Here is a 22,596-nt window from a genome sequence, read left to right on the forward strand (position 1 = left end):
CTGGATAGAAAGAACTATCCATTTTTGTCCATTTATTTTATAATATTTGGAAAAAGATGGGCGGAAGGGTGAAGGTTGTTGGAATCATTCAAAATGGCGTATGTGATCCTTTGTCACAAAAATCCTGAGCAGATCAATATGCTAATCGATAGTTTAACTAATGACTCCGTCGGGTTTTTCCTACATGTCGATCAGAAGAGTGGTATTGAAGCTGATATTACTCACCGTAACGATATTCATTTTGTCAAAGAGCCTATTGATGTACGGTGGGGACATTACAGTCAGATTGAATGTGTTTTGAAGTGTTTTGCGCTGATCAAAGAACATGGGAAATTCAATTATATCCACATCATAAGTGGTCAGGATCTGCCCTTAGCTTCTAACGAAGTTATTCTTGATTTCTTTGAGAAGAATCAGGGGGACGAATTTGTGAAGTATCAGCAATTACCGAATACTTCTGAAACGTGGGGATGTTATGAGAGGGTGTCGGTTTATTATCCTAGATTCCTGATCTCAAGAACCAGGCGTATGGCTGCCATTAGGATGAGGTATATTAAAGCAGTAATGAACGTTCCATTCTTGCAAAGAAGGTTGGGTGTTCTGCCAAAATCGCTGTATAAAGGCTCTAACTGGATGTCTATTACAGGTGAATGTATGGAATACATCATGGAGTTTACTTCTACTTCTCCAGAGTATGTTAGATTTTTTAAGAACACATTATGTGGAGATGAAATCTTCTTCCATACGATTATTTTGAATAGTGGGTTTAAGAACAATGTACGGAGTGAAATTAAGAGGTATACAGACTGGGAAACAGGACCGGATTATCCAAGAACACTAACGATAGAAGATTATGACCGGATCACTCGTATGGGTACAGAATGCTTTTGGGGGAGAAAGTTTGATCTCGATATCGACAGAAGCATCGTTCAGGATCTCCTTGATATAAATACTAAAGTAAAAACATCGTAAACATATACAGGAGGAAATTATATGAAAATCGCAGTTGTAGGAGCAAGTGGAAAAGCCGGAAGCCGAATCACTCAGGAAGCGCTAGATAGAGGCCATGAAGTTACAGCCATTGTACGGGATGCATCGAAAGTTGCAAATCGTAAGGCAAAGGTCATCGAAAAGGATGTATTTGCACTTACCGCTGAAGATTTGAAGGGTTTAGATGTTGTTGTGAATGCTTTCGGAGCACCATTTGGACAAGAGCATCTGCATGTGGATGCCGGAAATGTGCTTATTGAAGCATTAAAGGATGCCCCTAATACAAGATTGATTGTAGTTGGAGGTGCGGGAAGTTTATATGTAGATGAAGCTAAGACGCTCAAAGTGGTAGATACCCCTGATTTCCCTGACTTTATCAAGCCAACGGCTACGAATCAAGGGAAGAACCTGGAGATCCTGCAAGGTACAGACTCGCTGTCTTGGACCTTCGTTAGTCCATCCGCTAATTTTGCAATTGGGACTAGAACGGGTTCTTATGTGAAAGGCAAAGATCATCTGCTTGTGAATTCCAAAGGTGAGAGCTATGTCAGCTATGAAGATTATGCGATTGCTATTGTAGATGAAATTGAACAGCCGCAGCATATTCGTGAACGGTTTACAGTTGTTTCGGAATCATAAGTGAGTATAACGAGTAGGGACTATATATAAAAAGAAAGCAGAGCCAGATAAGGGCTCTGCTTTCTTGCATCAGTCTATTCTCTTGCTTCTGCAATTTCAGCAATCCGTTTGTTTGCGTTTCCGCGATAAATTCCGCCATGATAGCAAATGACCGTTTCAATCTCATACTCGGCGAACTTCGTTAGAGAGGATAAAGCTTGCTTCATGTCAGGCGTTGCCGAAGGAGTGGGGCCGTGCAGCTCACCGCCTTGAACGGTAAGAGCATCCGCGGCAATTAGCGTACGGCTATCATGATGGTATAGACTCAGATGTCCAGGGCTATGTCCTGGTGTATGGATAATCGTAATTCCACCGGCAAGAGACAGTATTTCCCCGTCCACTATGGTTCGATCTACTCTTCCTTTAGGGGGATGAGATAACACGGATAGGAAAGCGCGGCGCCATTCCTCTGGTACATGAGGGGGGATCATGGCTTCTGCCGCAGCTAAAGCTTCAGGGGTGTGTTTAAGGAGCATTCGCTCTCCTTCAATATAAGGCTGCTCGATTTCGTGAGCCAGAACTGTCAGTTCTAGACATTCTTCTGACAGTAAATCAGGTAAGCTCCCGATGTGATCTAGATCTTGATGTGTGATGATTACGGTGCGTAGTTGTTCCCAAGGCACGTGGGTTTCTTTTAGAGCTTCTTTGTATTTTGGGAGCAGGCCCGGAAATCCAGTGTCTACGAGTACAGCAGAATTTTGATCCCAGAGCAGCGTGGGGTAAATCGTGTCATTCCCGCCCATAACCTGTGCTGTAATCTCTAACATTTCTATTCCACTAGCAATATGCATAAGATCCCTCCATGATTGATGATAAGAGCGATGCCGTTAGGCTAATGCATATAATACTTAAAATAAAATGTAATTTCAATAGCGTAATTCTTTATTATAACATAAATAAATATTTTTGTCAATATATATCTGATGTATTTTTTGTGTGATTTCTAGGGGACATTATTGTTAAGAACTTCTATTTCTATATTTTTCCCTTACCCGAAGCTTTACGATATAATAACCAAATAAAAAAGGGAGTTGATGTGGTTTGGAGACTTTTCTAGTTGTACTCGTCCTACTGGGCCTTATCGCAATTTCCAACATCATAAACCGATTTATTCCCTTTGTGCCAATACCGTTAATTCAAATTGGTCTGGGTGTAATGGTTGTGTTAATGCCTTTGGGAATACATATGACATTGGAACCAGAGCTGTTTTTCGTATTGTTTATTGCACCGCTTTTGTTCAATGATGGGAAACGGACGCCAAGAAATGAATTATGGAACTTACGGGGTCCGATATTAATGCTGGCGCTGGGATTGGTTTTTGCTACGGTGCTTATTGCTGGATATTCGATAAACTGGATGATTCCAACGATCCCGCTAGCAGCTGCATTTGCTCTGGCAGCGATCTTGTCACCTACAGATGCGGTCGCGGTCAGCGCAATCGCTGGAAGAGTGCATCTTCCTAAGAGTATTCACCGCATTCTAGAGGGCGAATCATTAATGAATGATGCCTCCGGGCTTGTTGCCTTTAACTTTGCCATTGCTGCAGCAGTTACGGGTATGTTTTCTTTACCGAAAGCCTCCATTAGCTTTGTAGTTATAGCTGCAGGCGGGTTGATCGTTGGGGCATTATTGGCTTTTCTTCTGATTCGGCTAAGCGTAATTATTCGCAGACTGGGGATGGAGGATATCACAGTGCATGTGCTGCTGCAAATCCTAACTCCTTTTATTATTTATTTGATCAGTGAAGAGATAGGGGTATCTGGCATTTTGGCAGTGGTTGCAGGGGGGATTATTCATGCGGTTGAGAAGGACCGTGCCGTATCTCCGCAGTATAAGCTACAACTGGTATCCGCTAGTACATGGTCTGTTCTGCTCTATATATTGAATGGCCTGGTCTTCCTTATTCTTGGCTTATCTATTCCAGACGTTATTGAAGTGATCTACCGTGATACGGCCGTGGATAATCTTATAGTTGTAGGTTATGTATTAGCCATCACTATGCTGCTGTTTGTATTACGGTTTGTATGGGTGTATGTGTTCTCTTTAGTAGGATCTCGTCTGCAAAAAATGGAGAAATCATCTGTTAAGTCACTATTAATCCTCACGATTTCAGGAGTGCGTGGAGCGGTTACCTTAGCCGGTGCGTTCTCGATTCCCTTTTTTCTTGGGGATGGATCACCATTTCCTGAGCGTGATTTAATCATCTTTATCGCCGCAGGTGTTATTCTAATGTCGCTGCTGATCGCTAGTATCTTTTTGCCAATTTTAGCAGGTAAAGAAGAGCCAGTTGCCGAATCAGGTGAGACAGGAGCCGAGCAGGCGGCCAAGTCTAAAGTTATTGCTGCCGGTTTAACCATGCTGCAAAGTATGATGACAGAAGAAAGTAAGGAATCCGCGCAACCGGCTTTGAGTGAATTTAGAGAAAAGGTTTATAGTCTAAACCGTGAGGACCAATCGAATGATCCAGCACTCGAGAACTTCCGCCGACTAGGTGTTGAAGCGAGGATTGTGGGTCTGCAAGCTGAACGTAAAGAACTAAACCGATTACTAGAGAACAATGAGATTCCCGCTTCAGTGGCTCAGAAGCTGGGAGAATTCTTGGATCATAGTGAGGTCTTTCTAGCCAGAAGTCTAAATTCACAAATCAGAATATCGATTACCGAGATTAGACGGCTGTTTGCGGGAATGTTCTCAGGTCAGAATGAAGGGGAAGCTAGCCAACAAATGCTGCAACAGGCTGAGTGTGCTAGAGAAGCGAAAATTGCCATGGCCCAAGCTGCTATAGCTGCTATTAATGTCAGTAAGAACGAGAACAACCGAGGTGCAGCCGAGAAGGTTGCATGCAGTTATGAGCAGTTAATTTCTCGTCTGGAGCAAGGGAAAGGCTGGACAAAGGATGGTCTTGTGGATGATCAAAAGCTTGAAATGAAGCTGAAAGCCATTCAAGAGCAGCGGGATAAGGTGCAGCAAATGTATCAGGATGGAACCATTAACCGCAAGCTAGCCGGTAAATTACGCAAGTTCGTAGATCATTTAGAGACATCGATTTGGGAGGATTAGCTGTACTGAACACCACGGCATCTCTTCACACGAGCTTTATTCGCTAGCTATCAGAAAATTTTAGGGGGAACCCAGATATGAAACTTGCGGAAGCGTTAGTGAATCGAAGTGATCTAACCCGTAAAATCGCGCAGCTAAAGCAGCGGCTGGAGCGAGTCGTTAAAGTTCAAGAGGGTGAGGAGCCGGCTGAGCAACCTGAAGCTCTTTTGCAGGAGTTAGAAAGAGCTGTGAATGAACAGACGATTTTGATCCGAGCGATTAATCGAACGAATTCATCCGTGGCTTTCAATGAGAATTGGAGTATCTCCGATGCGCTAGCGGAACGGGACAAAATGTTACAGCTACGGAAGCTGTTTAGCGATTTGCTCGAACAGGCTTCTATTACTCAGGAACGTTACAGTCGCTCGGAGGTTCGTTTTCAAAGAACGGTGGATGTCACTCAGATTCAGAAGCAGATGGATGAGCTGTCCAAGTCTTACCGCGAGTTGGATTTTAAGATTCAGGAGAAGAACTGGACGGTATCCTTGACTACACCATAATAAGATTTACCACAGTAGAAGGTAACTGATCTTCATAAAGGTGAACGCAGCCCGCCAACAGGGGAAGTTGGACAATCGACAGATGCCGGGCCATATCTGACCAAATTATAATTTAGCCCCGTACTGTTACAAATGTAAAGTGTACCTATTAATGTAACTACCGCGCGTTGATTTATGGAAGAACAGTGAGGGTGGGGACGGGGATATTTTTGCTGTGGTTTTGCTTTTTCATAACATGAAGTGGCGCTATTAGGATAGGTATATTCGTCATATATAATGTGAAAAAATGTCGAATAATGTTGAATTAAATAGATTGAAATTTGCATGAAAGGCCTGTTTTGCCTATATTAACGCTTATTATCCTGTATAATTTACGAATACGCGGATTACTTAACCGCTGTTCAATTCTTAAGTTGATTATTCAGGGTGAGCGTGTGATTCACTGGTCTGGAATTCTTGGCCCTTGTCTCCTCATTCATTCTACTATTCCTTTTTATGAGAGAGAGAAGTGACAAATGACCATGAAATCAATTGCCTGGGTAACCGACAGTACAAGTATCATAGATCCGGAGTTCGCTAAGAATAATCATGTATATATTATTCCGTTACGGATTATTATCAACAACGAATGTTATAAAGAGAATATAGATATTACGATCGATGACTTCTATGAGAAAATGCGCCAGCATGAAAAGGTAGGCAGTTCACAGCCTCCAATCGGTGAGTTTATTGAGCTATACGAACGGTTGAAGGAAGAATACGATGAAATTATTGCTGTACATCTTTCTTCAGAGCTCAGTGGCACTTACAATGCTTCGATGCAAGGCGCCGAAATAGCGGAGGCCAATGTAATTGGAATTGATGCCAAGGTTGGCGCTTATCCTATCCGAGAAATGATCATGCGCGGTATACACTGGCAGAAGAAGGGTCTTTCTGGACTGGAAATTAAAGCGAAGATTGAAAATATTATTCAGAATATGTCCTTTTACTTAATTCCTGCAAGCTTGACACAGCTTCATCGCAGTGGACGTGTTTCTGGATCACAATTTGTACTTAGCCAATTGCTGCGTATAAACTTGCTGCTTCGTTTTGACGAAGGGAAGGTCGTTGTTGTCGAGAAAATCCGTACAATGAAGAAAACGCAACAGGCGCTTTTGGAGATATTTAAACAGGATGTAGGGCTTGTTAGTGATGTATGTATCATGCATTCAAATAATTTAGAGATGGCACTCAAGCTAGAAGAGGACATAAAAGCAATGGCGCCTGACTTACGAACTGAGATAATGACCTATATTCCTGCTGTGGCTGTTCATGCGGGTGAGGGCACTGTAGGGCTGTCCTGGATCAAGAACACTAGCATCAATAGTATTCATCCGGGTGCTGCGCCTTTAGCCTTCCCTGAAGCGTTATTTGCATAGAGATGAACAAAGAAATCGCTCCTTGGGAGATGGATGGGTGACCACCATTGTACCAACAGGCGATTTCTTTTTTTGAAGAAGGATGCTGTTATTTGATTGCACGACGACGGAACATTTGTCCAATTACATCACTTAGCACGAGTCCAGCTGCAATGGCTCCAGAGAGCATTAATGCCCGAACAGCGATTTCTACAGCCAGAGTATAGTCCTCTTCCACAAATTTACGCATAGCATCATAAGCGAGACCACCCGGAACAAGCGGGATAATACCACCTACACTAAAAATAATAACCGGCATTTTGAAGGATCGCGCAAAAAATTGGCTGACGATGCCCACTATTACACTAGCTGCGAACGTAGCTACAACAGGTCCGAACTCTACATTAAGAAGCACATACACCATCCAGCCCACCATTCCGGCAAAACCACACTGTAGTAGTGAGCGCTTAGGCGCATTAAATAGAATACAGAAGGTTGCCGCGGCGATAAAACTGGTTATAAGTTGCAAAATCATGAAGGGCTAACCTCTTTCACATGGATATTAAAATAGTGATAGTACAAGCCCGATACCTGTACCGATCGCAAATGCAGTTAGAAAGGCATCGGCTCCCTTGGATATGCCTGAGACCAGATGACCGGCCATCAGATCACGAACGGCATTAGTAATGAGTAGTCCGGGTACTAGAGGCATAACGGAGCCGATAATGATTTTGTCCATCTCTTGACCAATCCCCAGCTTTACAGAACAGAAGGCTAGAAGTCCGATCAGGAAGGAAGCGGAAAACTCTGCAAAGAATTTAGTCTGCACTAAACGATGCAGATAAATGACCGCAGCGAAGCCTAGTCCGGAAATCGGTAAGGCGGGGAGAGCATCCCACAAACTGCCTTTAAACATAACGGTGAAGCAAGCACCAGTAAGGGCGGCTGCTAAGATCTGCAGCCATACGGGATAGACAGGTGAGGCTTCATCGACTTCTCCTAATTTTGCACGAGCTTCCTCAGCTGTAATCTGACGTTCGCTTAGACGCCGAGAAATGTCATTGACCTCCGATACCTTCTGCAGATCTGTTGTTCGCTCCGCAATTCTGTATAACTTAACAGGTTCTATTCTATTTGTGGTGAACATTATAACGGTTGGCGTCACATAGCTATGTGCTCCTGGGAACCCGAGAGATCCTGCCATTCGTGTCATCGTATCTTCAACTCTGGATGTTTCTGCACCATTCTGCAGCATGATCTTGCCAGCAAGAAGACAGAGATCAACGATTTCATAATACGTAGTGTTAGTGTTGCTCGTGCTATCCAACTTCTCCGGTCCTCCTCTGGAATGTGATTATCTATGTTTACATATTTCGATTGTCGCTTCATCTACGTGAAAATAACAACCCCAATATAGCATTATAAACGATATGGTGTGTATTTTAATATAGTTTTTATTTATAGTGTCCGCCGATCTTTCCAGATCTGTCCTTAAGCTGCCCGGCATCTGTAAAAGAAGCTGCTCGCCCAATGATCGTCTCCCCATATTTATTCTTGAGGGCATCGGTCGCACGTTCGAGTTCACGATAGCGAGGGCGAGACTCAAATAGGGTTAGCTGGTACTGGCTTTCGTCAGATAGATTGGACAGGTTTAAGTGGACTCTACGCACAGGCTGACCGTCCCAGTGGAGTTTGAAGAGAGAGAGAGCTGCCTCATATACCAGCAGGGTGGCATTCGTAGGATCGCTCATTGTAGTCTGTCTTGAGAAGCCTGTGGGGTCATCAAAACTGGCACCTTGGCAGCCGATAGACACGACTGCACCATGCACTTTCAATTTGCGGCAACGTCTACATACAAGCTCAGATAGCTCAAGAATGATGGTCTTAATATCTTGCAGCTTATAGTAATCCCGTGGCAGCGTCATTTGGTGCCCGACACTCTTGGGTGCGACTTCATAGGTGCTTGGGCTCACGGGGCTGTCATCGATGCCATTGGCTATCTGCCAATATAGCTCGGCGTCGATATCACATTTTTTATGAAATTTCTCCCGCATGCGCCATTTTAGCTCGCTTAGCGGCATCTGTGCCAAATGGCCAATCGTCGTAATACCCATACTTTGGAAATGGGCGGACATGCGGCGACCTACCATGAACAGCTCGCTAATGGGGAGAGGCCAGAGCACATTCGGAAGCTCCTCGTGAGCGAGGGTGAATATACCATCCGCGTTCTTCTTGGCCCACAGGTCGCAAGCCATTTTGGCGGTAACCTTGGAATATCCTATGCCGATGCGCGCACGCACACCTGTGTTTCTACGAATTAGATCCTGAATGGCGGTAGCGATCTCCCTTGGACTGCCAAATAAGCTGAGGCTACCGCTGACATCAATAAACTGTTCATCGATAGAATAGGGCTCTACCTGGTCGCTAAACTTACGTAGAATATCTGTGATTTGAGAGGAGACATCGATATATTGCTGCATATGTGGTCTGACCACGATGACTTCGGGGCATTTTGCCAGCGCTTCCTTCAACGTCTCAGCGGTAGTAATGCCATAAGATTTGGCTATAGGGCAGGCAGCCAGCACAATACCGCTCCGTCTAGCTGGGTCTCCAGCAACGATCAGCGGCTTATTGCTGTACTGCGGATTAGAGGCTTTTTCCACGGAGGCATAGAAGCTTTGGCAATCAGATAGCATAATGATACGCTCTTTATTCATAGGTTCACACGCTCCAGGTGAGGTAGAGATACCTTATATTTTTTCTCTTTATTATAATACGAACATATGATCGTGTGTATTCGTATTTATTTCCATTTATTTCGTCTCAAGTGTGCATAGACCCGTAGCCACGCCCCCAGAGATAATCGTGAGGATGGAGTGGAAGAAGGTTTCCTTGGAAATCAGGAGTCCCCCCGCGCCGATAATCATAAAGTCGGTCAAAAAAATGATGAATCCAAGGTTCAGCGGGACATACCTTTTTATAAATTGAGCGAGCAGATCGGTGCCACCCGTACTAGCTTTAAACCTCAGCATAATCCCAAGTCCCGTTCCCATCAAAAAACCGCCAATAATGGCGCTAGAAATGGAACCAAACTCAAAATAATATAGAAAGTGATATTGGAAAGGACCGAGAAGCTCGATCAGAAATGATGAGATCAGTAGGCCGAGTACACTGTTGTAAAAGATATCGCGTTCCTTTAACCAAGCGAGCAGAAAGATAGGAAAGCTGCAGAGAATTATAGCTACGCCAATTTTAGCGTCGGATAAATAATTAATAATGAGGGCTATCCCTATTATTCCCCCATCCAGGATTTTATATGGTACGAGAAAAAAATTAGTTCCCGCAGCAACGAGTAAGCTTCCTAAAAGAATGATAAGGTATCTTAATGGCCGCATATTTAACATCTCCACATTAAAGGCATGTCTATAAATATGCTTGTCACTTCCAAAAAATTGCAGTTGAACAAAAAAACCTGATTATGAATCAGGGTTAAAAAGTCTTATATTACATAGTGTGTGAGGAATAGGGGTATGGAGGAAGGAGCACGTGTCCAATAATCGGAGACGTGCTGCTTGTGTTTTAACGGGAGTAACGCTTACGAAAGCGAAGCGGAGAGATTCCGATCTGCTGAGCAAATCGACGCGAGAAGTAGGCGGCACTCTCGAAGCCGGTACGTTCTGCGATTCCGGCTATAGAAAGCTCAGTCTTAAGCAGCAATAGCTTAGCCTGTTCCAAACGGTAATCCGTCAAATACTCCATCGGAGTCAGCCCATACACTCTTTTCATGCAGCGAGTAAGGTAGTTATAGTGAAAATGCAGTGCGTCCGCTAGTGAGGCATTGGAGAGAGGCTCCGCATAATGATTACGGATATAAGTCTCCGTCTGCTCTGCGATTTCCACCGCGTGACTTTCTGAAGTATCATGCTGTGCCAGATCCATCATCCGCAGCATTTCTTCAAATATCCGTTGCTGCTGCCAAACTGCGCTGGAACGCCGGCCCGTAGACAGCTGTAATAGCATCTCGGCTTGTCCACTCCGTTCAAAAGGGTCAGGGAGGGGGCCGAACTGTGGCACTCGAATGGTATACGGATGAGTAAGAAACTGCCGAAAATGTGTTTCACGGTTGATATACACGGGTCCACCCTCAGAGCTAGACCAATCTGCAAGGGTATGAAAATGAATCCATATAAATGAAGTGGTCTCGTCACATGGCTTAACGGAGTAATGATAGCGATCGGGCAGCAATAGCAATGTATGTCCCGCCGAAATCTCCCATTGATTATGGTCCTCCCCAATAAATAGACAGCCTTGTTCTACAATAAGTAGATCAAACACTCCAATATGGCTTCTATTCGGATGCTGATCTCCGGGTTGATAAACCGTGCGATTGCATTCTAGAAAATAAGGAAATGGCGGCGCAGCGAAATGTATAAATGAAGGGCCCATTTTGTAATTATCCCTCCTTTCTAAAGTGTGAAATAGTACAAAAAAGGGGTTGCTTCTGATCGTATTTTTAATCTATTCTACCCCCTATAATTATTATTAGCGAGTATGAAATAAGGCTGAGGGGAAGATGAGGATGAACAAAATTATACAGGATCAAGAAGTTGTAAAAGATCAAACTGTTACCATTCAAGATGATTTCTGGGGTCGATACATTAAGCTTGTCCAGAACGTTGTTATCCCCTATCAATATGAGGCATTGCACGATAGAGCATTGGGAGCTGAACCCAGTCATGCCATTGCTAATTTTGAGATTGCTGCAGGCCGGAAGACTGGCGAGTTTTACGGCTGGGTATTTCAAGATAGTGATGTGGCTAAGTGGCTGGAGGCTGTTGGTTATTCCTTAAGCATCACACGTGATCCTGAGCTAGAGCGTCAAGCGGATGAAGTGATTGACCTCGTTGGCGAGGCGCAGCAGGAAGATGGATACTTAAATACTTATTTTACGATAAAAGAACCGGGTAAACGCTGGACCAATTTGAACGATTGTCATGAGCTGTACTGTGCTGGACATTTCATTGAGGCTGCCGTTTCTTATTATGAAGCTACTGGAAAAAGAAAATTGCTCGACATCATGTGCCGAATGGTTGATCATATCGATTCTGTGTTTGGACCGGAAGAAGGCAAAATGCAGGGCTATGATGGGCATCAGGAGATTGAACTCGCGCTCGTTAAGCTGTATCGATTGACAGGTGAGGAACGATATTTGAAGCTCAGCAGCTTTTTTATTAATGAGCGAGGTCAACAGCCGAATTTCTTAAAGGAACAATGGGATAATCTGGGGAAGATCAATTTTTTCACAGGTCGGAAGGAGGATCTTGATTTAAAATATTACCAGAGTCATCTTCCAGTAAGAGAGCAGAAGGTGGCTGTAGGCCATGCTGTACGTGCGGTTTATATGTATACTGCTATGGCTGATCTTGCCGCTATTACGGGAGATGAATCACTTCGTGAAGCATGCGAGAGACTGTGGAATAACATTACGAACAAGCAAATGTACATTACAGGCGGGATCGGCTCTACACATAGAGGTGAGGCGTTCACCTTCGATTATGATCTGCCTAACGATTCGGTGTACGCAGAGACTTGTGCCTCTATTGGGTTGATCTTTTTTGCACAGCGTATGCTGAGAATATCACCGGATGCACGTTATGCCGATGTCATGGAGCGGGCGCTTTACAACAATGTACTGGGCTCGATGGCACAGGATGGCAAGCACTATTTTTATGTGAACCCACTGGAAGTATGGCCTCAGGCATGCAGTTGCAACCCGGAGAAACATCATGTGAAGTCTGAACGTCAAGGCTGGTTTGGCTGCGCCTGCTGCCCTCCGAATGTCGCGCGTCTACTTACTTCGCTCAATCAATATATTTACACGGTTCATGGCGATACACTCTATACGAATTTGTATATTGGAAGTAATCTGAACACTAAGCTGAGTGGAACGGATGTTACGATTCAGCAAGAGTGCAACTATCCATGGAAAGGTACAGTCACGATGAAGATTAATCCGGCAGAGGAAGCGGAGTTCGGGATTGCTTTGCGGATTCCATCGTGGAGTCTAGGAATGGAGATCAGAGTCAATGGTGAAGCGCTGAACACTGCTGAGAACATCGAGCAGGGATACCTCGTTATTCGGAGAATGTGGAGAGCAGGAGACATAATCGAAGTGAATGACCCAATGGAGGCACATTGCATTTACGCTCATCCCAATTTGCGTGCAGATGCTCAAAAAGTAACGATTCAACGCGGACCGCTTGTGTATTGCCTTGAAAGTATCGATAATGGTGAGCCTTTAAGCTCTATTTCTTTAAAAGAAGACGGTGAACTTACGGCGGCTTTTGATGAGACTTTGCTTGGTGGCGCTGTTGTTGTCGAGGCAGATGGACTGTGTGTTGATCAAGAGAGCTGGAGTGGTGGACTTTACAGCAGAGAGAAAGCACCTCTTCAATCCGTTAAGGTCAAAGCTGTTCCATATTACTTGTGGGGTAATCGTGGCAGTGGTGAAATGAAGGTATGGATTCCGGAAGGTAGTATGTGAGTTATGGGACAGGCAAAGTAATTTAAGGTTTAGGATAGCTGGGATTTACGCTTTATTGTATGCTATATTTGATCGGGACAAGGTAGCTGATTATTTTACAGAAAATATTGGAGGCATCACAATGAGCAAACGTTATCGAATTACACGAGCTATGCAAAATGATGGAGGTTCAACACAAACCATATCTTTAGAAGAGTGCAAGCAGTATTTCGCATCCAAACCTGATTTCACCTATACATCAGTTTATACAGTAGCAGGCGCCACTACGATGTCCATTGAGGGAGATTTCTTTATGTGGAGCTTTGGTGATACTACAATCCCATTTAGGCATTATCAAGGGGATATTTACGTTTCTGGAAATAATGAAGCTGTGATCCCGAGAATGCTTGAGGTTGCGAGTGATTTAAGAGCAGATGTTGTGGAAGGGTAAAAAAAGACCCCTGAAGAGTTCAGGGAGTCATCCAGCGTTAATTATAGATCCGCTCAATCGTTCAAGCGAACGGTTGAGCGGATTTTTTTAACCCAGTTCTACAACTACGTGGTGTACTGCACCGTCTCCAACTGGAGCAATGATGTTACCTTCTACAGCTGTGCCATCCAGGGTAAGACTAACTACACCTTTGGATACATGGTTCGGGTTTTTGATTTGAATCACATAAGTATCTCCACGGAAGACGCGTGTGATTTCAAAGCTATCCCATTCAGTAGGAATACAAGGATCGATCTTCAGACCATTGAAATCCGCTTGGATGCCAAGGATCGATTGAGTGATGGCTACATAGTTCCAAGCAGCAGTACCAGTCAACCAGGAGTTTTTAGCTTCCCCGTGACGAACGGCATCTTTACCTGCGATCATTTGGGAGTAGACATAAGGCTCTGTGCGGTGAATTTCGCTGATATCCTCCAGGTAAGCAGGAGCAATTTTTGCGTAAATTTCAAACGCTCTGTCGCCATGTCCAAGTACAGTTTCAGCGATCATGATCCAAGGGTTATTATGGCAGAAAATACCGGAATTTTCTTTGTAGCCAGGAGGGTACGTAGAAATTTCGCCCAGGTTCAGATAGTACTTGGAATACGGTGGCTGTTGCAATACGATACCGTATTTAGTATCCAAATGCTCTTGTACGGATGATAGAGCTTTTTCAGCTTGACCATTTTCCACACCGATACCGGCCATTACGCAGATCCCTTGTGGTTCGATGAAGATTTTACCTTCTTCATTTTCTTTGGAACCGATCTTGTCGCCATAGTGATCATAAGCACGCAGGAACCAATCGCCATCGAAGCCGTGCGTCAATGTGATTTCTTTCATGTTGTCAATCTTAGCTTCTGCATCCACAGCTACATCGTTAAGTCCGCGCATCCGGCAGATTTCAGCATAGTCCGGTCCAACGAAGACGAACAGACCCGCGATAAATACAGATTCCGCAACTCGACCTTCGATGTTGGCAGTAGTTTGGAAAGATTCACCCGGCTCAGTAGAGAAGCAGTTGAGGTTCAAGCAGTCATTCCAGTCTGCGCGCCCGATCAGCGGCAAGCCGTGAGGTCCGAGATTGTTAGTCACATGCTCGAAGGAACGTTTCAAGTGCTCAAACAGCGTAGCGGTGTTATTCGGATCACTGTCAAAAGGAACCTGCTCATCAAGAATCGAGGTATCACCAGTTTCTTTAATGTAAGCAGCCGTTCCTAGGATCAACCAAAGCGGATCATCGTTAAAGCCGGTGCCGACTTCGTTGTTACCTTTTTTAGTGAGCGGTTGGTATTGATGATAGGCACTGCCATCTTCAAATTGTGTAGCCGCAATATCGAGAATACGTTCTTTAGCACGTTCAGGAATTTGATGAACAAATCCGAGCAAGTCTTGGTTAGAATCACGGAAGCCCATACCACGGCCAATACCGGATTCAAAGTAGGAAGCAGAACGGGACATGTTGAAGGTAACCATACATTGATATGGATTCCAGATGTTAACCATGCGATCCAGTTTCTCGTCACCGCTTTGGATTTGATATTTAGACAGCAGGTTATCCCAGTGAGCAGCAAGTGCAGCGAGTGCAGCATCTACTTGAGCATCTGTAGCAAATTGTGCGATCATAGCTTCTGCTGGTTTTTTGTTGATTACATTCAGGGATTCCCATTTATCTTCTTCAGGGTTCTCGATGTAGCCGAGTACAAAGATGAAGCTTTGTTCTTCGCTTGGTTCAAGCGTAATGTTAAGTGCGTGTGATCCGATAGGGGACCAGCCGCTAGCTACGGAGTTAGTAGGTTCACCTGCAACTACAGCTTGTGGGCTTTCCAGACCGTTGTACATCCCTACGAAAGCTTCACGATCAGTATCGAAACCAGCGATTTCTTTATTTACGGAGTAGAAAGCATAGTGATTTCTGCGCTCGCGATATTCAGTTTTGTGATAGATAACGGAATCCTTCACTTCAACCTCGCCGGTGCTGAGATTGCGTTGGAAGTTGGTCATATCATCTTGTGCATTCCAGAGACAGAACTCTGCAAAAGAGAACAGTTTCACGGATTTTTTAGCGGAGCCTGTGTTCTTCACTACAAGACGATGTACTTCTGCATTATGACCCATAGGGACAAAAGCAAGCTGGTTCACAGAAATTCCGTTCCGTTCGCCAGTAATGGAAGTGTAGCCAAGACCGTGACGGCATTCGTAGAAGTCGAGATCACGTTTTACTGGCATCCAGCCTGGGGTCCAGAAATCACCATCGTCATAAAGATAGTAGTAGCGGCCGCCAGTATCCAGTGGGATATTGTTATAACGGTAACGGGTCAATCTTCTGAGACGAGCGTCTCTATAGAAGGTGTAACCACCAGCTGTATTAGAAATAAGTCCGAAAAATTGCTCATTACCAAGATAGTTAATCCAAGGGTAAGGGGTTTTTGGGGTGTTAATTACATACTCTTTACGAGTGTCGTCAAAGGTTCCGAATTTCATGTGAGAAAGTCTCCTTTCGATTGTGAACGCGCGTTTATAAGTTTCAGAAAAAATTCCCTCGAGGGAAGGGAGTTTTTTCAATGCTTTTAAGCAGGACAATTAAAGCAGTAGTTTCGATACCGAATCCAATAGCAGCTTCACGGAAAAATATGTAGATTTCTTCAGCGAAGGATTGATCTTAAGCTATTTCTTCGGCGGTTGACAGGAATCTCTCTCCACTAAACGAGCTGGAAAGCTGATCGTGCTAAACGTCGGCTGCTGTGAATCACACAGCTCGATTACTTTTTCCACTGCAGCCTTAGACATTTCATAGATCGGCAAGCGTACAGAGGTCAGCTTAGGCTGAATACGGGATGCTAGCTGAATGTCATCAAATCCAACCATGGAGAGATCTTCAGGGACAATGATTCCGTGTTCGGAGAACGCTTCCATCGCTGATATAGCCATATCATCGTTGGAGGAGAAGAAGGCCGTTGGCAAAGGTTCTCCAGAAGCAAGGAGCTTCTTAACCTCTTCGTAAGCAGTCTCTTTTAGAAAATCACCTTTCAGAATAAATCTCTCATTTACAGGCAGGCCATGTTTCTTCAGCGTATCTTCATAAGCCGTATAACGCTCTCGTCCAGAGTACGTATTCATTTGCCCACAGATGATGCCAATCTCTTGATGACCCAGAGAGATCAAATATTCAATCGCTTCTGTGGTGCCCTCGTAATCTTTGGAGTTCACAATGGCCAGATGATTGCGGTCAAGATGCTCCGACATAATCTCAGAAATATCATAATCAATTAATACGAGAGGAGAGTCGAGCCCTACCATTTCTCGGACGATATTAATATCCTTCTGAGTGCCGACAATGATACCGCCGTCAATCCGTTTTTGAAGAAAAGCTTGCTTTACCTTGATGAAATCGTCGGGAGAGTAAACCGTATGAATCAGTACATAACATCCGCGGGCATTCGAGGTGTCGACTACGGCATCAACGAATGGAGCAAAGTAATTGTTCTGATAAATTCGGGTAGTATTCTCCTTCTCGTTCATACTGATGGCGAAGAGTCCGATCGTATCGGTCTTCTTACCGGCTAAAGCCCTTGCAAAGCTGTTCGGTTCGTACTGATGTTGCTCAATCACCCGCAGCACTTTGGCCCGGGTCTCTTCAGGGACGTTGGAATAATTGTTGATCACGCGGGATACCGTACTTCGGGAAACCCCGGCCAACTTAGCTATATCTTCGCTGCGCATGTTTCCCCTCTTTTCATAAACGCGCGTTTATGAGTTTATTGTAAGCGAAAGCATTGTATAAATCAATCGTAAATAATAAGAAATTTGTGAAGAAGGGAAGAAACTAGTTAATAGTTTGTATAAGATTTTTGCAGAGAAAGTGCATTGAAAGCTATAAAAGTCATGCTACTATTGTGATAATGATTATTGAGAATGATAATCAATGAAAATATAGCATTGGAGTGAAGGGATAATGGTAAGATGGGGTCGGAAGTTTTTATGGTCAGCAGTACTTATTATGGCATTGACCGCGTTGGCGGCATGCGGAACGAATAGCAATACTACGAAAGATAATGTTGCTAAAACAGAGAATGCAGAGGAATCAACCTCAGCTAGCAGCACACCGAGCGAAGGAAGCGGAAATGCTTCGGAAGAGGTTGCAACTCGGACGATTACAGGGGAATTCGGAGATGTTGAGATTCCAGTCAACCCTAAACGGGTGGCCGGGATTTACCTTGAAGATTATTTGAAGGCATTGGGGATTACCCCGGTGGTTCAGTGGTATCATCCAAGCTGGGGCAAACAGGATTACTTAAATCTCGATGTGCCAGAATTTGATATCACCGGAAGCTTGGAAGCGTTGTTGGAGAAAGACCCTGACTTGATTATTGCGGACGGAGGCGCGGATGCGGCGAGGTATGAACAATATTCCAAGATAGCACCAACGTATCGTCTCCCTGAGGCGGCGCTGCAGGACTCAAGACAAGTGCTTACAGCGATTGCAGATGCGCTCGGTATTCCGGAGAAGGCTGAGGCTGTGCTCGCCGAGTATGATCAGAAAGTGGCAGATGGAAAAGCTAAACTGCAACAGGCTCTGGGGCAAGAAAAAGTAGCAGTGATCAGGCTCAACGTAGCGGATAAGACCTTTGCTTTGTTCGGTGTTAAAAACCGTTTTATCGGTGTGATTTATTCTCAATTTGGCCTGACACCCGTGCCTATGGCTGCAGAAATGACCGAATATCAATCTATTATTTCCGAAGAACTTATTCCTCAGCTCGAAGCGGATCATATCATTGTATTCCCTGACAACGGGGGCTGGGATACTGAAGGGAATCAGGAAGCGATCCAAATTCTTGATGGGCCGCTGTGGAAGAGCCTACCTGCAGTGAAGAACGGGAATGTTTATAGAATGGAACGTTCCCACTGGCAGACTGGTGCCATCACGGCCAATTCGATGAAGCTTGATGACCTGCTGGAAGCTATGGTGAAATAAATGGCAGCCGCCTTGAAGGAATAGCAAAAAGAAGGTCTATCAGCACCCTTGATAGACCTTCTTTTTTGTTTTACACTGAAGTGAATGAAAATGGTTCTCAATTGGGGGCGGGAGAATGGCAAAAGATTTGCAAGACAGCAATAGAAGGAAGCTATTCTATAGCTTGATAAATATAGAAACCCAATCCCTGTCAGGAAGCGGACAGAGTGAGGTGTTTCAGGATCATACGCTACTCATTGTATCGGAAGGACAGGGGTATGTTGAGGCTGAGTTGAGGCAGTTTCCACTGGAAAAAGGTACTGGGTTCTTGTTCGAACCAGGGTTATTAAGCAAAATCAATGCCGAGGAGCGGGGGCTTAGCTTTTATCGGCTTACTTTTGAAATCATCGAAACCGGGGAAAACAGGCAGAGTGAAATAGAAGGAAGGACTAAAGAGGACATCCTTCGATCTGGTTTGTTAAGCTGTAGACCCTTTTCACAATGTAAATTACTGCTAGAGGCTATCTACAATAGCCGTAGAAGCACAGATGAGATCGAATGGTTCGCAGGCCATACGCGCTTTCAGGAGCTGCTGCTGCTAATCATGCGTGCAAATTCCTCTTTCGTTCAGGTCACGGGTGATCATGAGGCAATACAGCGTTCCATTCACTATATGGAGGAGCATTATAACCAAGCCGTAACCGTCGATCAGTTGGCTGAAGTAGCAGGTATTACACGTGCGCGTTACACACAAACATTTAAAGAGGTGACAGGGAGGGTTCCCTTGGAGCATTTGAACGGGCTTCGTATCGAAAGAGCGCAGCAGCAGCTACTGCTGACGAATGACCGTATGCATGATATCGCGGTATCCGTCGGATATAGTAATGAGTATTATTTTAATCGGCGTTTTAAAAGATCGGTGGGTGTTACTCCAGGCCAATACAGAAGCTTCCATCAGGATGGGTTGAGGGTGTTTGCTCCTTTTTTGGAAGATTATCTATTGGCTCTGGATATTACGCCTGTGGCGCAATATTCTCACGCCGAGTGGGGGAAACAAGAGTACTTGGCTCTCCACAATGTGCCTGAGGTAGATATTTCGACTCGTAATTGGCAGGAGCTCTCCCGGTATACGCCCGAATTGATCTTGCTGGATAATGGCTTTCATCGTTGGCATCTGGAGGAGTGTAGCCGGATCGCTCCGTTGTTCAAGCTGCCTGTTCATCAAGAGGATTGGCGTGCCACATTGTATTCCGCAGCAGCCGTCTTTGGCAGAACGGAACGTGTCCAGGAAGTGATCGACAATTATGAGCATCAGGCACAGCAAGCCAAGCAGCTGCTTACCCGTTCCGTCTATAGTCAGACCATAGCTTGTTTAAGAATCTCAGTCTACGGAATCACTCTCTATGGATGTGAGGATTTGGGGTATACAGGAAGCGTGCTTCATCATGATTTGGGCTTGCAACCCCATAGCTTGGTTCGGAAGTTGACCCGTGGAAAGAATCGGGTGAACCTGACAAAAGAAGAGCTTGCCAATCTGACTGCGGATCATTTGTTTATTACCTTTGATCAGCTTGAAGGGGGAGGACGGGAACTGCTGGATACACAACTCTGGCGCAACTTGCCTGCTGTACGTAGCGGCTGCGTATATGAGGTGGATTTCATGGCCTGGATGAATTACGGCGTATTGTCACATCAGCGTAAGATTGAGGATGTATTAAGAGCGTTAGGATAAGTCAGAAACTAGACCAGATAAAAAAGAGGACAATAAGTGCCACTATACTGCTGACGCGGGTCATTAATAAATAAGCCTCACTTGGCTCAACGTCACCTTTGACCATCCATCCGTATCTCATGTACCATCCGAATCGTGGGAAAAAGATGTTAAGTAGCGCTAACAGAACAAAGAGGAAAATAAAAAAGCCCATGATTTATCACTCCTTTATGTAATGTATACGCGAAACTGTATGGAGGGTGTCCCGATTCATGTGTGAGTTTCCATATATTTATTTAAGCTTATGCAATATAGACTGATAAAAAATGAAAATTGCTTAAGGAGCGGATAAATCGTATGGAACACACAGGTCTTTTTTTCGGAGGGGGAGTAGGTGTTTTGTTCTTTTTAATTTGGTTGATATCAATTGGCTTGGGAATCTACTTCTTCGTCCTGCTAGTAAAATTGGCACGTAGAGGAATAGTGGCTTTAGATTTATACATCTACGCTAAAAATCGTGAAATACGTACTCGTTATGAGTCGGTTCAAGACAAGTCAGAGGAAATTTAAGGCCATTAAATGATTAATAATACTTAGAGTATGAGATACCCTAGCCACCTTAACAGGTAGTTGGGGTATTTTTGTGGAAATATTCAGGACTATGCTATCGATGAGGTATGTTTAGCGGTGTACTGTTGTGTTTACATAAAAAAGAGTTCGTTAAATAAAAAATGGTTTTCTAAAAATAAAGGAGGAATTGATCGATGTCTAACCAATATACGATGCAAGATCCTACCACTCAGTACACCAAGGCAGGACCTGAATTTCAACAGCAGCAACAAGAGCCGGGGCTTCAGAAGAAGATGAATCCCGTGCCTGATACAGGTGAAGATACCTATAAAGGCACCGGACGTCTGACTGGACGAAAAGCGATTGTTACAGGGGCAGACAGCGGGATAGGCCGAGCTGTGGCAATTGCTTTTGCTCGTGAAGGCGCAGATGTTGTCTTATCCTACATGCCGGAGGAAGAAGAGGATGCAAAGCAGGTTCTCAAGCTGGTGCAGGAAGCAGGACGAACCGCAATCGCCATCCCAGGTGATCTTAAGGACGAGGAGTACTGTGAACAGCTCGTCGATACTGCGGTCAAGCAGCTGGGTGGGATTGATATTTTAGCCAATGTAGCGGGCAAACAGCAATTCGTCCCCGATATTGCTGATCTTACTACGAAGCATTTTGACGATACCTTTAAAACGAACGTATATGCTATGTTCTGGCTGTGTAAAGCGGCAGTGAAACATATGCAACCGGGTAGCACCATCATCAACACTTCTTCCATTCAAGCCTATAACCCTTCGCCGATCCTACTGGACTACGCGACGACCAAGGCTGCGATCAATACATTCAGTAAATCTCTCGCTCAGCAAGTCGCTGATAAGGGGATTCGAGTCAATGTAGTGGCACCAGGTCCCGTATGGACACCTCTTCAGGTGGTGGGTGGGCAACCAGAGGAAGTGCTGAAGTCGTTCGGTGCGAGCACACCACTAGGCCGTCCGGGACAGCCTGCAGAGATGGCTCCGGCGTATGTATTTCTTGCTAGCCAGGAATCGAGCTATATTAGTGGCGAAACGCTAAATGCCAATGGCGGAACTCCAACCCCATAGAATATTTAGTGGGATGTTGCTATTGTAAATACGGAAATTATTCAAAAGTACCCTACTAATTATAGCTGTGGGGTGCTTTTGTTTTTATATGGAGAAAGGTGTATTATAGAATTTAATACTTTTTATCCCATTATTTTTATAGAATATGATCTAGAACTGATCAAGAATGTCGAATACATAGATTTCCTGCGATTACCCGAGAAATATTTGAGTTGGTACAAGGTTTAGAGTTTAGTGTAGACTATAGAAAGAATTAGGAGCTGTATTATGTGTAAAAAGAAACTAGCAATACTCATTTTTTCCTTTGTTCTGATCATGGCGTGTTTTTCATCAGGAGCAGTCTTTGCGGATAAAGGAAACGGAGCTGTAATGGATAGTGGAACAAAGGAAAGGCTGATGGAGAAGTATGATCTTGTAGAGCCTGAACTTACAAATCCAAAATCACTTTGGAGCCAAAGCGATTTTGGAGTCAGTAACCCTATTGCTATATTTGTAGGTATCAGTAGGTTATATCTGAATCCATATGTTTTTGCTGCGCAAGAAATGATTAATCATTTGATTGACCGAAGCCGTCAACATTAATGACCCATGAA

Annotated in this window: 21 protein-coding genes; 12 read left to right on the plus strand and 9 right to left on the minus strand. The window is 44.4% G+C overall.

The window, feature by feature from the left end; all coding sequences use genetic code 11:
• Positions 1–93 precede the first annotated feature (93 nt).
• Together PAENI_RS02345 and PAENI_RS02350 are read left to right on the plus strand one after the other, a co-directional pair.
• Complete coding sequence (locus PAENI_RS02345) at positions 94–972, plus strand: beta-1,6-N-acetylglucosaminyltransferase (protein WP_223178893.1); 879 nt, start codon at positions 94–96, stop codon at positions 970–972.
• Positions 973–993: 21 nt separating this feature from the next.
• A complete protein-coding gene (locus tag PAENI_RS02350; RefSeq protein ID WP_149644125.1) occupies positions 994–1,629 on the plus strand; it encodes an NAD(P)-dependent oxidoreductase in 636 nt (211 codons plus the stop codon).
• Positions 1,630–1,703: 74 nt separating this feature from the next.
• Here PAENI_RS02350 and PAENI_RS02355 read toward each other — a convergent pair whose 3' ends face one another.
• Positions 1,704–2,459: an MBL fold metallo-hydrolase gene (locus PAENI_RS02355; protein WP_149644126.1), complete on the minus strand. Its 756-nt coding sequence runs from the start codon at positions 2,457–2,459 to the stop codon at positions 1,704–1,706.
• A 250-nt stretch (positions 2,460–2,709) separates the two neighbouring features.
• Here PAENI_RS02355 and PAENI_RS02360 point away from each other — a divergent pair, with 250 nt between their 5' ends.
• From PAENI_RS02360 to PAENI_RS02370, 3 genes are all read left to right on the plus strand, one after another.
• The gene (locus PAENI_RS02360; RefSeq protein WP_149644127.1) at positions 2,710–4,728 is read left to right on the plus strand and encodes a Na+/H+ antiporter; all 2,019 of its coding nucleotides are present in this window, start codon (positions 2,710–2,712) and stop codon (positions 4,726–4,728) included.
• A gap of 77 nt (positions 4,729–4,805) precedes the next feature.
• The gene (locus PAENI_RS02365) at positions 4,806–5,267 is read left to right on the plus strand and encodes a DIP1984 family protein (protein ID WP_149644128.1); all 462 of its coding nucleotides are present in this window, start codon (positions 4,806–4,808) and stop codon (positions 5,265–5,267) included.
• Positions 5,268–5,782: 515 nt separating this feature from the next.
• Complete coding sequence (locus PAENI_RS02370; protein ID WP_316502726.1) at positions 5,783–6,685, plus strand: DegV family protein; 903 nt, start codon at positions 5,783–5,785, stop codon at positions 6,683–6,685.
• An 88-nt stretch (positions 6,686–6,773) separates the two neighbouring features.
• Here the strand turns inward: PAENI_RS02370 and PAENI_RS02375 are convergent, their stop codons facing one another.
• From PAENI_RS02375 to PAENI_RS02395, 5 genes are all read right to left on the minus strand, one after another.
• Positions 6,774–7,199: a threonine/serine exporter family protein gene (locus PAENI_RS02375; RefSeq protein ID WP_042126727.1), complete on the minus strand. Its 426-nt coding sequence runs from the start codon at positions 7,197–7,199 to the stop codon at positions 6,774–6,776.
• Between the two features lie 27 nt (positions 7,200–7,226).
• Entirely contained in the window at positions 7,227–7,991 is a 765-nt protein-coding gene (locus PAENI_RS02380; RefSeq protein WP_042187254.1) for a threonine/serine exporter family protein, read from the minus strand.
• A 127-nt stretch (positions 7,992–8,118) separates the two neighbouring features.
• Positions 8,119–9,381 carry a DNA polymerase IV gene (locus PAENI_RS02385; protein WP_149644129.1) on the minus strand — a complete coding sequence of 421 codons (1,263 nt, stop codon included), beginning with the start codon at positions 9,379–9,381 and terminating at the stop codon, positions 8,119–8,121.
• 96 nt (positions 9,382–9,477) lie between these two features.
• Complete coding sequence (locus PAENI_RS02390; RefSeq protein WP_076283375.1) at positions 9,478–10,068, minus strand: YitT family protein; 591 nt, start codon at positions 10,066–10,068, stop codon at positions 9,478–9,480.
• Between the two features lie 175 nt (positions 10,069–10,243).
• A complete protein-coding gene (locus PAENI_RS02395) occupies positions 10,244–11,110 on the minus strand; it encodes a helix-turn-helix transcriptional regulator (RefSeq protein WP_149644130.1) in 867 nt (288 codons plus the stop codon).
• 133 nt (positions 11,111–11,243) lie between these two features.
• Between PAENI_RS02395 and PAENI_RS02400 the strand changes: the two genes are divergently transcribed.
• Together PAENI_RS02400 and PAENI_RS02405 are read left to right on the plus strand one after the other, a co-directional pair.
• Positions 11,244–13,208 carry a glycoside hydrolase family 127 protein gene (locus tag PAENI_RS02400; protein ID WP_149644131.1) on the plus strand — a complete coding sequence of 655 codons (1,965 nt, stop codon included), beginning with the start codon at positions 11,244–11,246 and terminating at the stop codon, positions 13,206–13,208.
• Between the two features lie 121 nt (positions 13,209–13,329).
• Complete coding sequence (locus PAENI_RS02405) at positions 13,330–13,638, plus strand: hypothetical protein (RefSeq protein ID WP_042187261.1); 309 nt, start codon at positions 13,330–13,332, stop codon at positions 13,636–13,638.
• Between the two features lie 87 nt (positions 13,639–13,725).
• Here PAENI_RS02405 and PAENI_RS02410 read toward each other — a convergent pair whose 3' ends face one another.
• On the minus strand, positions 13,726–16,161 hold the full coding sequence (locus PAENI_RS02410) for a glycoside hydrolase family 94 protein (protein WP_149644132.1): 2,436 nt from the start codon (positions 16,159–16,161) through the stop codon (positions 13,726–13,728).
• Between the two features lie 183 nt (positions 16,162–16,344).
• Positions 16,345–17,400 (minus strand): LacI family DNA-binding transcriptional regulator, encoded by a 1,056-nt coding sequence (locus PAENI_RS02415; RefSeq protein ID WP_042187264.1) that lies wholly within the window; start codon positions 17,398–17,400, stop codon positions 16,345–16,347.
• 232 nt (positions 17,401–17,632) lie between these two features.
• On the opposite strand from PAENI_RS02415, the gene PAENI_RS02420 reads away from it, so the two are divergent.
• Positions 17,633–18,652: an ABC transporter substrate-binding protein gene (locus PAENI_RS02420; protein ID WP_256989875.1), complete on the plus strand. Its 1,020-nt coding sequence runs from the start codon at positions 17,633–17,635 to the stop codon at positions 18,650–18,652.
• Between the two features lie 115 nt (positions 18,653–18,767).
• On the plus strand, positions 18,768–20,363 hold the full coding sequence (locus tag PAENI_RS02425) for a helix-turn-helix domain-containing protein (protein ID WP_149644133.1): 1,596 nt from the start codon (positions 18,768–18,770) through the stop codon (positions 20,361–20,363).
• Between the two features lies 1 nt (position 20,364).
• Here the strand turns inward: PAENI_RS02425 and PAENI_RS02430 are convergent, their stop codons facing one another.
• Positions 20,365–20,556 (minus strand): DUF6199 family natural product biosynthesis protein, encoded by a 192-nt coding sequence (locus tag PAENI_RS02430; RefSeq protein WP_042187270.1) that lies wholly within the window; start codon positions 20,554–20,556, stop codon positions 20,365–20,367.
• 143 nt (positions 20,557–20,699) lie between these two features.
• On the opposite strand from PAENI_RS02430, the gene PAENI_RS02435 reads away from it, so the two are divergent.
• The 3 genes from PAENI_RS02435 (at position 20,700) to PAENI_RS02445 (ending at position 22,585) form a co-directional block, all read left to right on the plus strand.
• A complete protein-coding gene (locus PAENI_RS02435) occupies positions 20,700–20,912 on the plus strand; it encodes a hypothetical protein (protein ID WP_149644134.1) in 213 nt (70 codons plus the stop codon).
• Between the two features lie 194 nt (positions 20,913–21,106).
• The gene (locus PAENI_RS02440) at positions 21,107–22,003 is read left to right on the plus strand and encodes an SDR family oxidoreductase (RefSeq protein WP_149644135.1); all 897 of its coding nucleotides are present in this window, start codon (positions 21,107–21,109) and stop codon (positions 22,001–22,003) included.
• Between the two features lie 267 nt (positions 22,004–22,270).
• Positions 22,271–22,585: a hypothetical protein gene (locus tag PAENI_RS02445; protein ID WP_149644136.1), complete on the plus strand. Its 315-nt coding sequence runs from the start codon at positions 22,271–22,273 to the stop codon at positions 22,583–22,585.
• Positions 22,586–22,596 lie beyond the last annotated feature (11 nt).

This window comes from Paenibacillus sp. B2(2019) (genome assembly GCF_008370385.1).
Lineage (GTDB): Bacteria > Bacillota > Bacilli > Paenibacillales > Paenibacillaceae > Paenibacillus_AQ.

Coding starts and splice junctions, on each gene's coding strand:
- PAENI_RS02345 (WP_223178893.1), top strand. CDS start 94: ATGGCGTATGTGATCCTTTGTCACAAAAATCCTGAGCAGATCAATATG.
- PAENI_RS02350 (WP_149644125.1), top strand. CDS start 994: ATGAAAATCGCAGTTGTAGGAGCAAGTGGAAAAGCCGGAAGCCGAATC.
- PAENI_RS02355 (WP_149644126.1), bottom strand. CDS start 2,459: ATGCATATTGCTAGTGGAATAGAAATGTTAGAGATTACAGCACAGGTT.
- PAENI_RS02365 (WP_149644128.1), top strand. CDS start 4,806: ATGAAACTTGCGGAAGCGTTAGTGAATCGAAGTGATCTAACCCGTAAA.
- PAENI_RS02370 (WP_316502726.1), top strand. CDS start 5,783: ATGACCATGAAATCAATTGCCTGGGTAACCGACAGTACAAGTATCATA.
- PAENI_RS02375 (WP_042126727.1), bottom strand. CDS start 7,199: ATGATTTTGCAACTTATAACCAGTTTTATCGCCGCGGCAACCTTCTGT.
- PAENI_RS02385 (WP_149644129.1), bottom strand. CDS start 9,381: ATGAATAAAGAGCGTATCATTATGCTATCTGATTGCCAAAGCTTCTAT.
- PAENI_RS02390 (WP_076283375.1), bottom strand. CDS start 10,068: ATGTTAAATATGCGGCCATTAAGATACCTTATCATTCTTTTAGGAAGC.
- PAENI_RS02395 (WP_149644130.1), bottom strand. CDS start 11,110: ATGGGCCCTTCATTTATACATTTCGCTGCGCCGCCATTTCCTTATTTT.
- PAENI_RS02400 (WP_149644131.1), top strand. CDS start 11,244: ATGAACAAAATTATACAGGATCAAGAAGTTGTAAAAGATCAAACTGTT.
- PAENI_RS02405 (WP_042187261.1), top strand. CDS start 13,330: ATGAGCAAACGTTATCGAATTACACGAGCTATGCAAAATGATGGAGGT.
- PAENI_RS02410 (WP_149644132.1), bottom strand. CDS start 16,161: ATGAAATTCGGAACCTTTGACGACACTCGTAAAGAGTATGTAATTAAC.
- PAENI_RS02415 (WP_042187264.1), bottom strand. CDS start 17,400: ATGCGCAGCGAAGATATAGCTAAGTTGGCCGGGGTTTCCCGAAGTACG.
- PAENI_RS02420 (WP_256989875.1), top strand. CDS start 17,633: ATGGTAAGATGGGGTCGGAAGTTTTTATGGTCAGCAGTACTTATTATG.
- PAENI_RS02425 (WP_149644133.1), top strand. CDS start 18,768: ATGGCAAAAGATTTGCAAGACAGCAATAGAAGGAAGCTATTCTATAGC.
- PAENI_RS02430 (WP_042187270.1), bottom strand. CDS start 20,556: ATGGGCTTTTTTATTTTCCTCTTTGTTCTGTTAGCGCTACTTAACATC.
- PAENI_RS02435 (WP_149644134.1), top strand. CDS start 20,700: ATGGAACACACAGGTCTTTTTTTCGGAGGGGGAGTAGGTGTTTTGTTC.
- PAENI_RS02440 (WP_149644135.1), top strand. CDS start 21,107: ATGTCTAACCAATATACGATGCAAGATCCTACCACTCAGTACACCAAG.
- PAENI_RS02445 (WP_149644136.1), top strand. CDS start 22,271: ATGTGTAAAAAGAAACTAGCAATACTCATTTTTTCCTTTGTTCTGATC.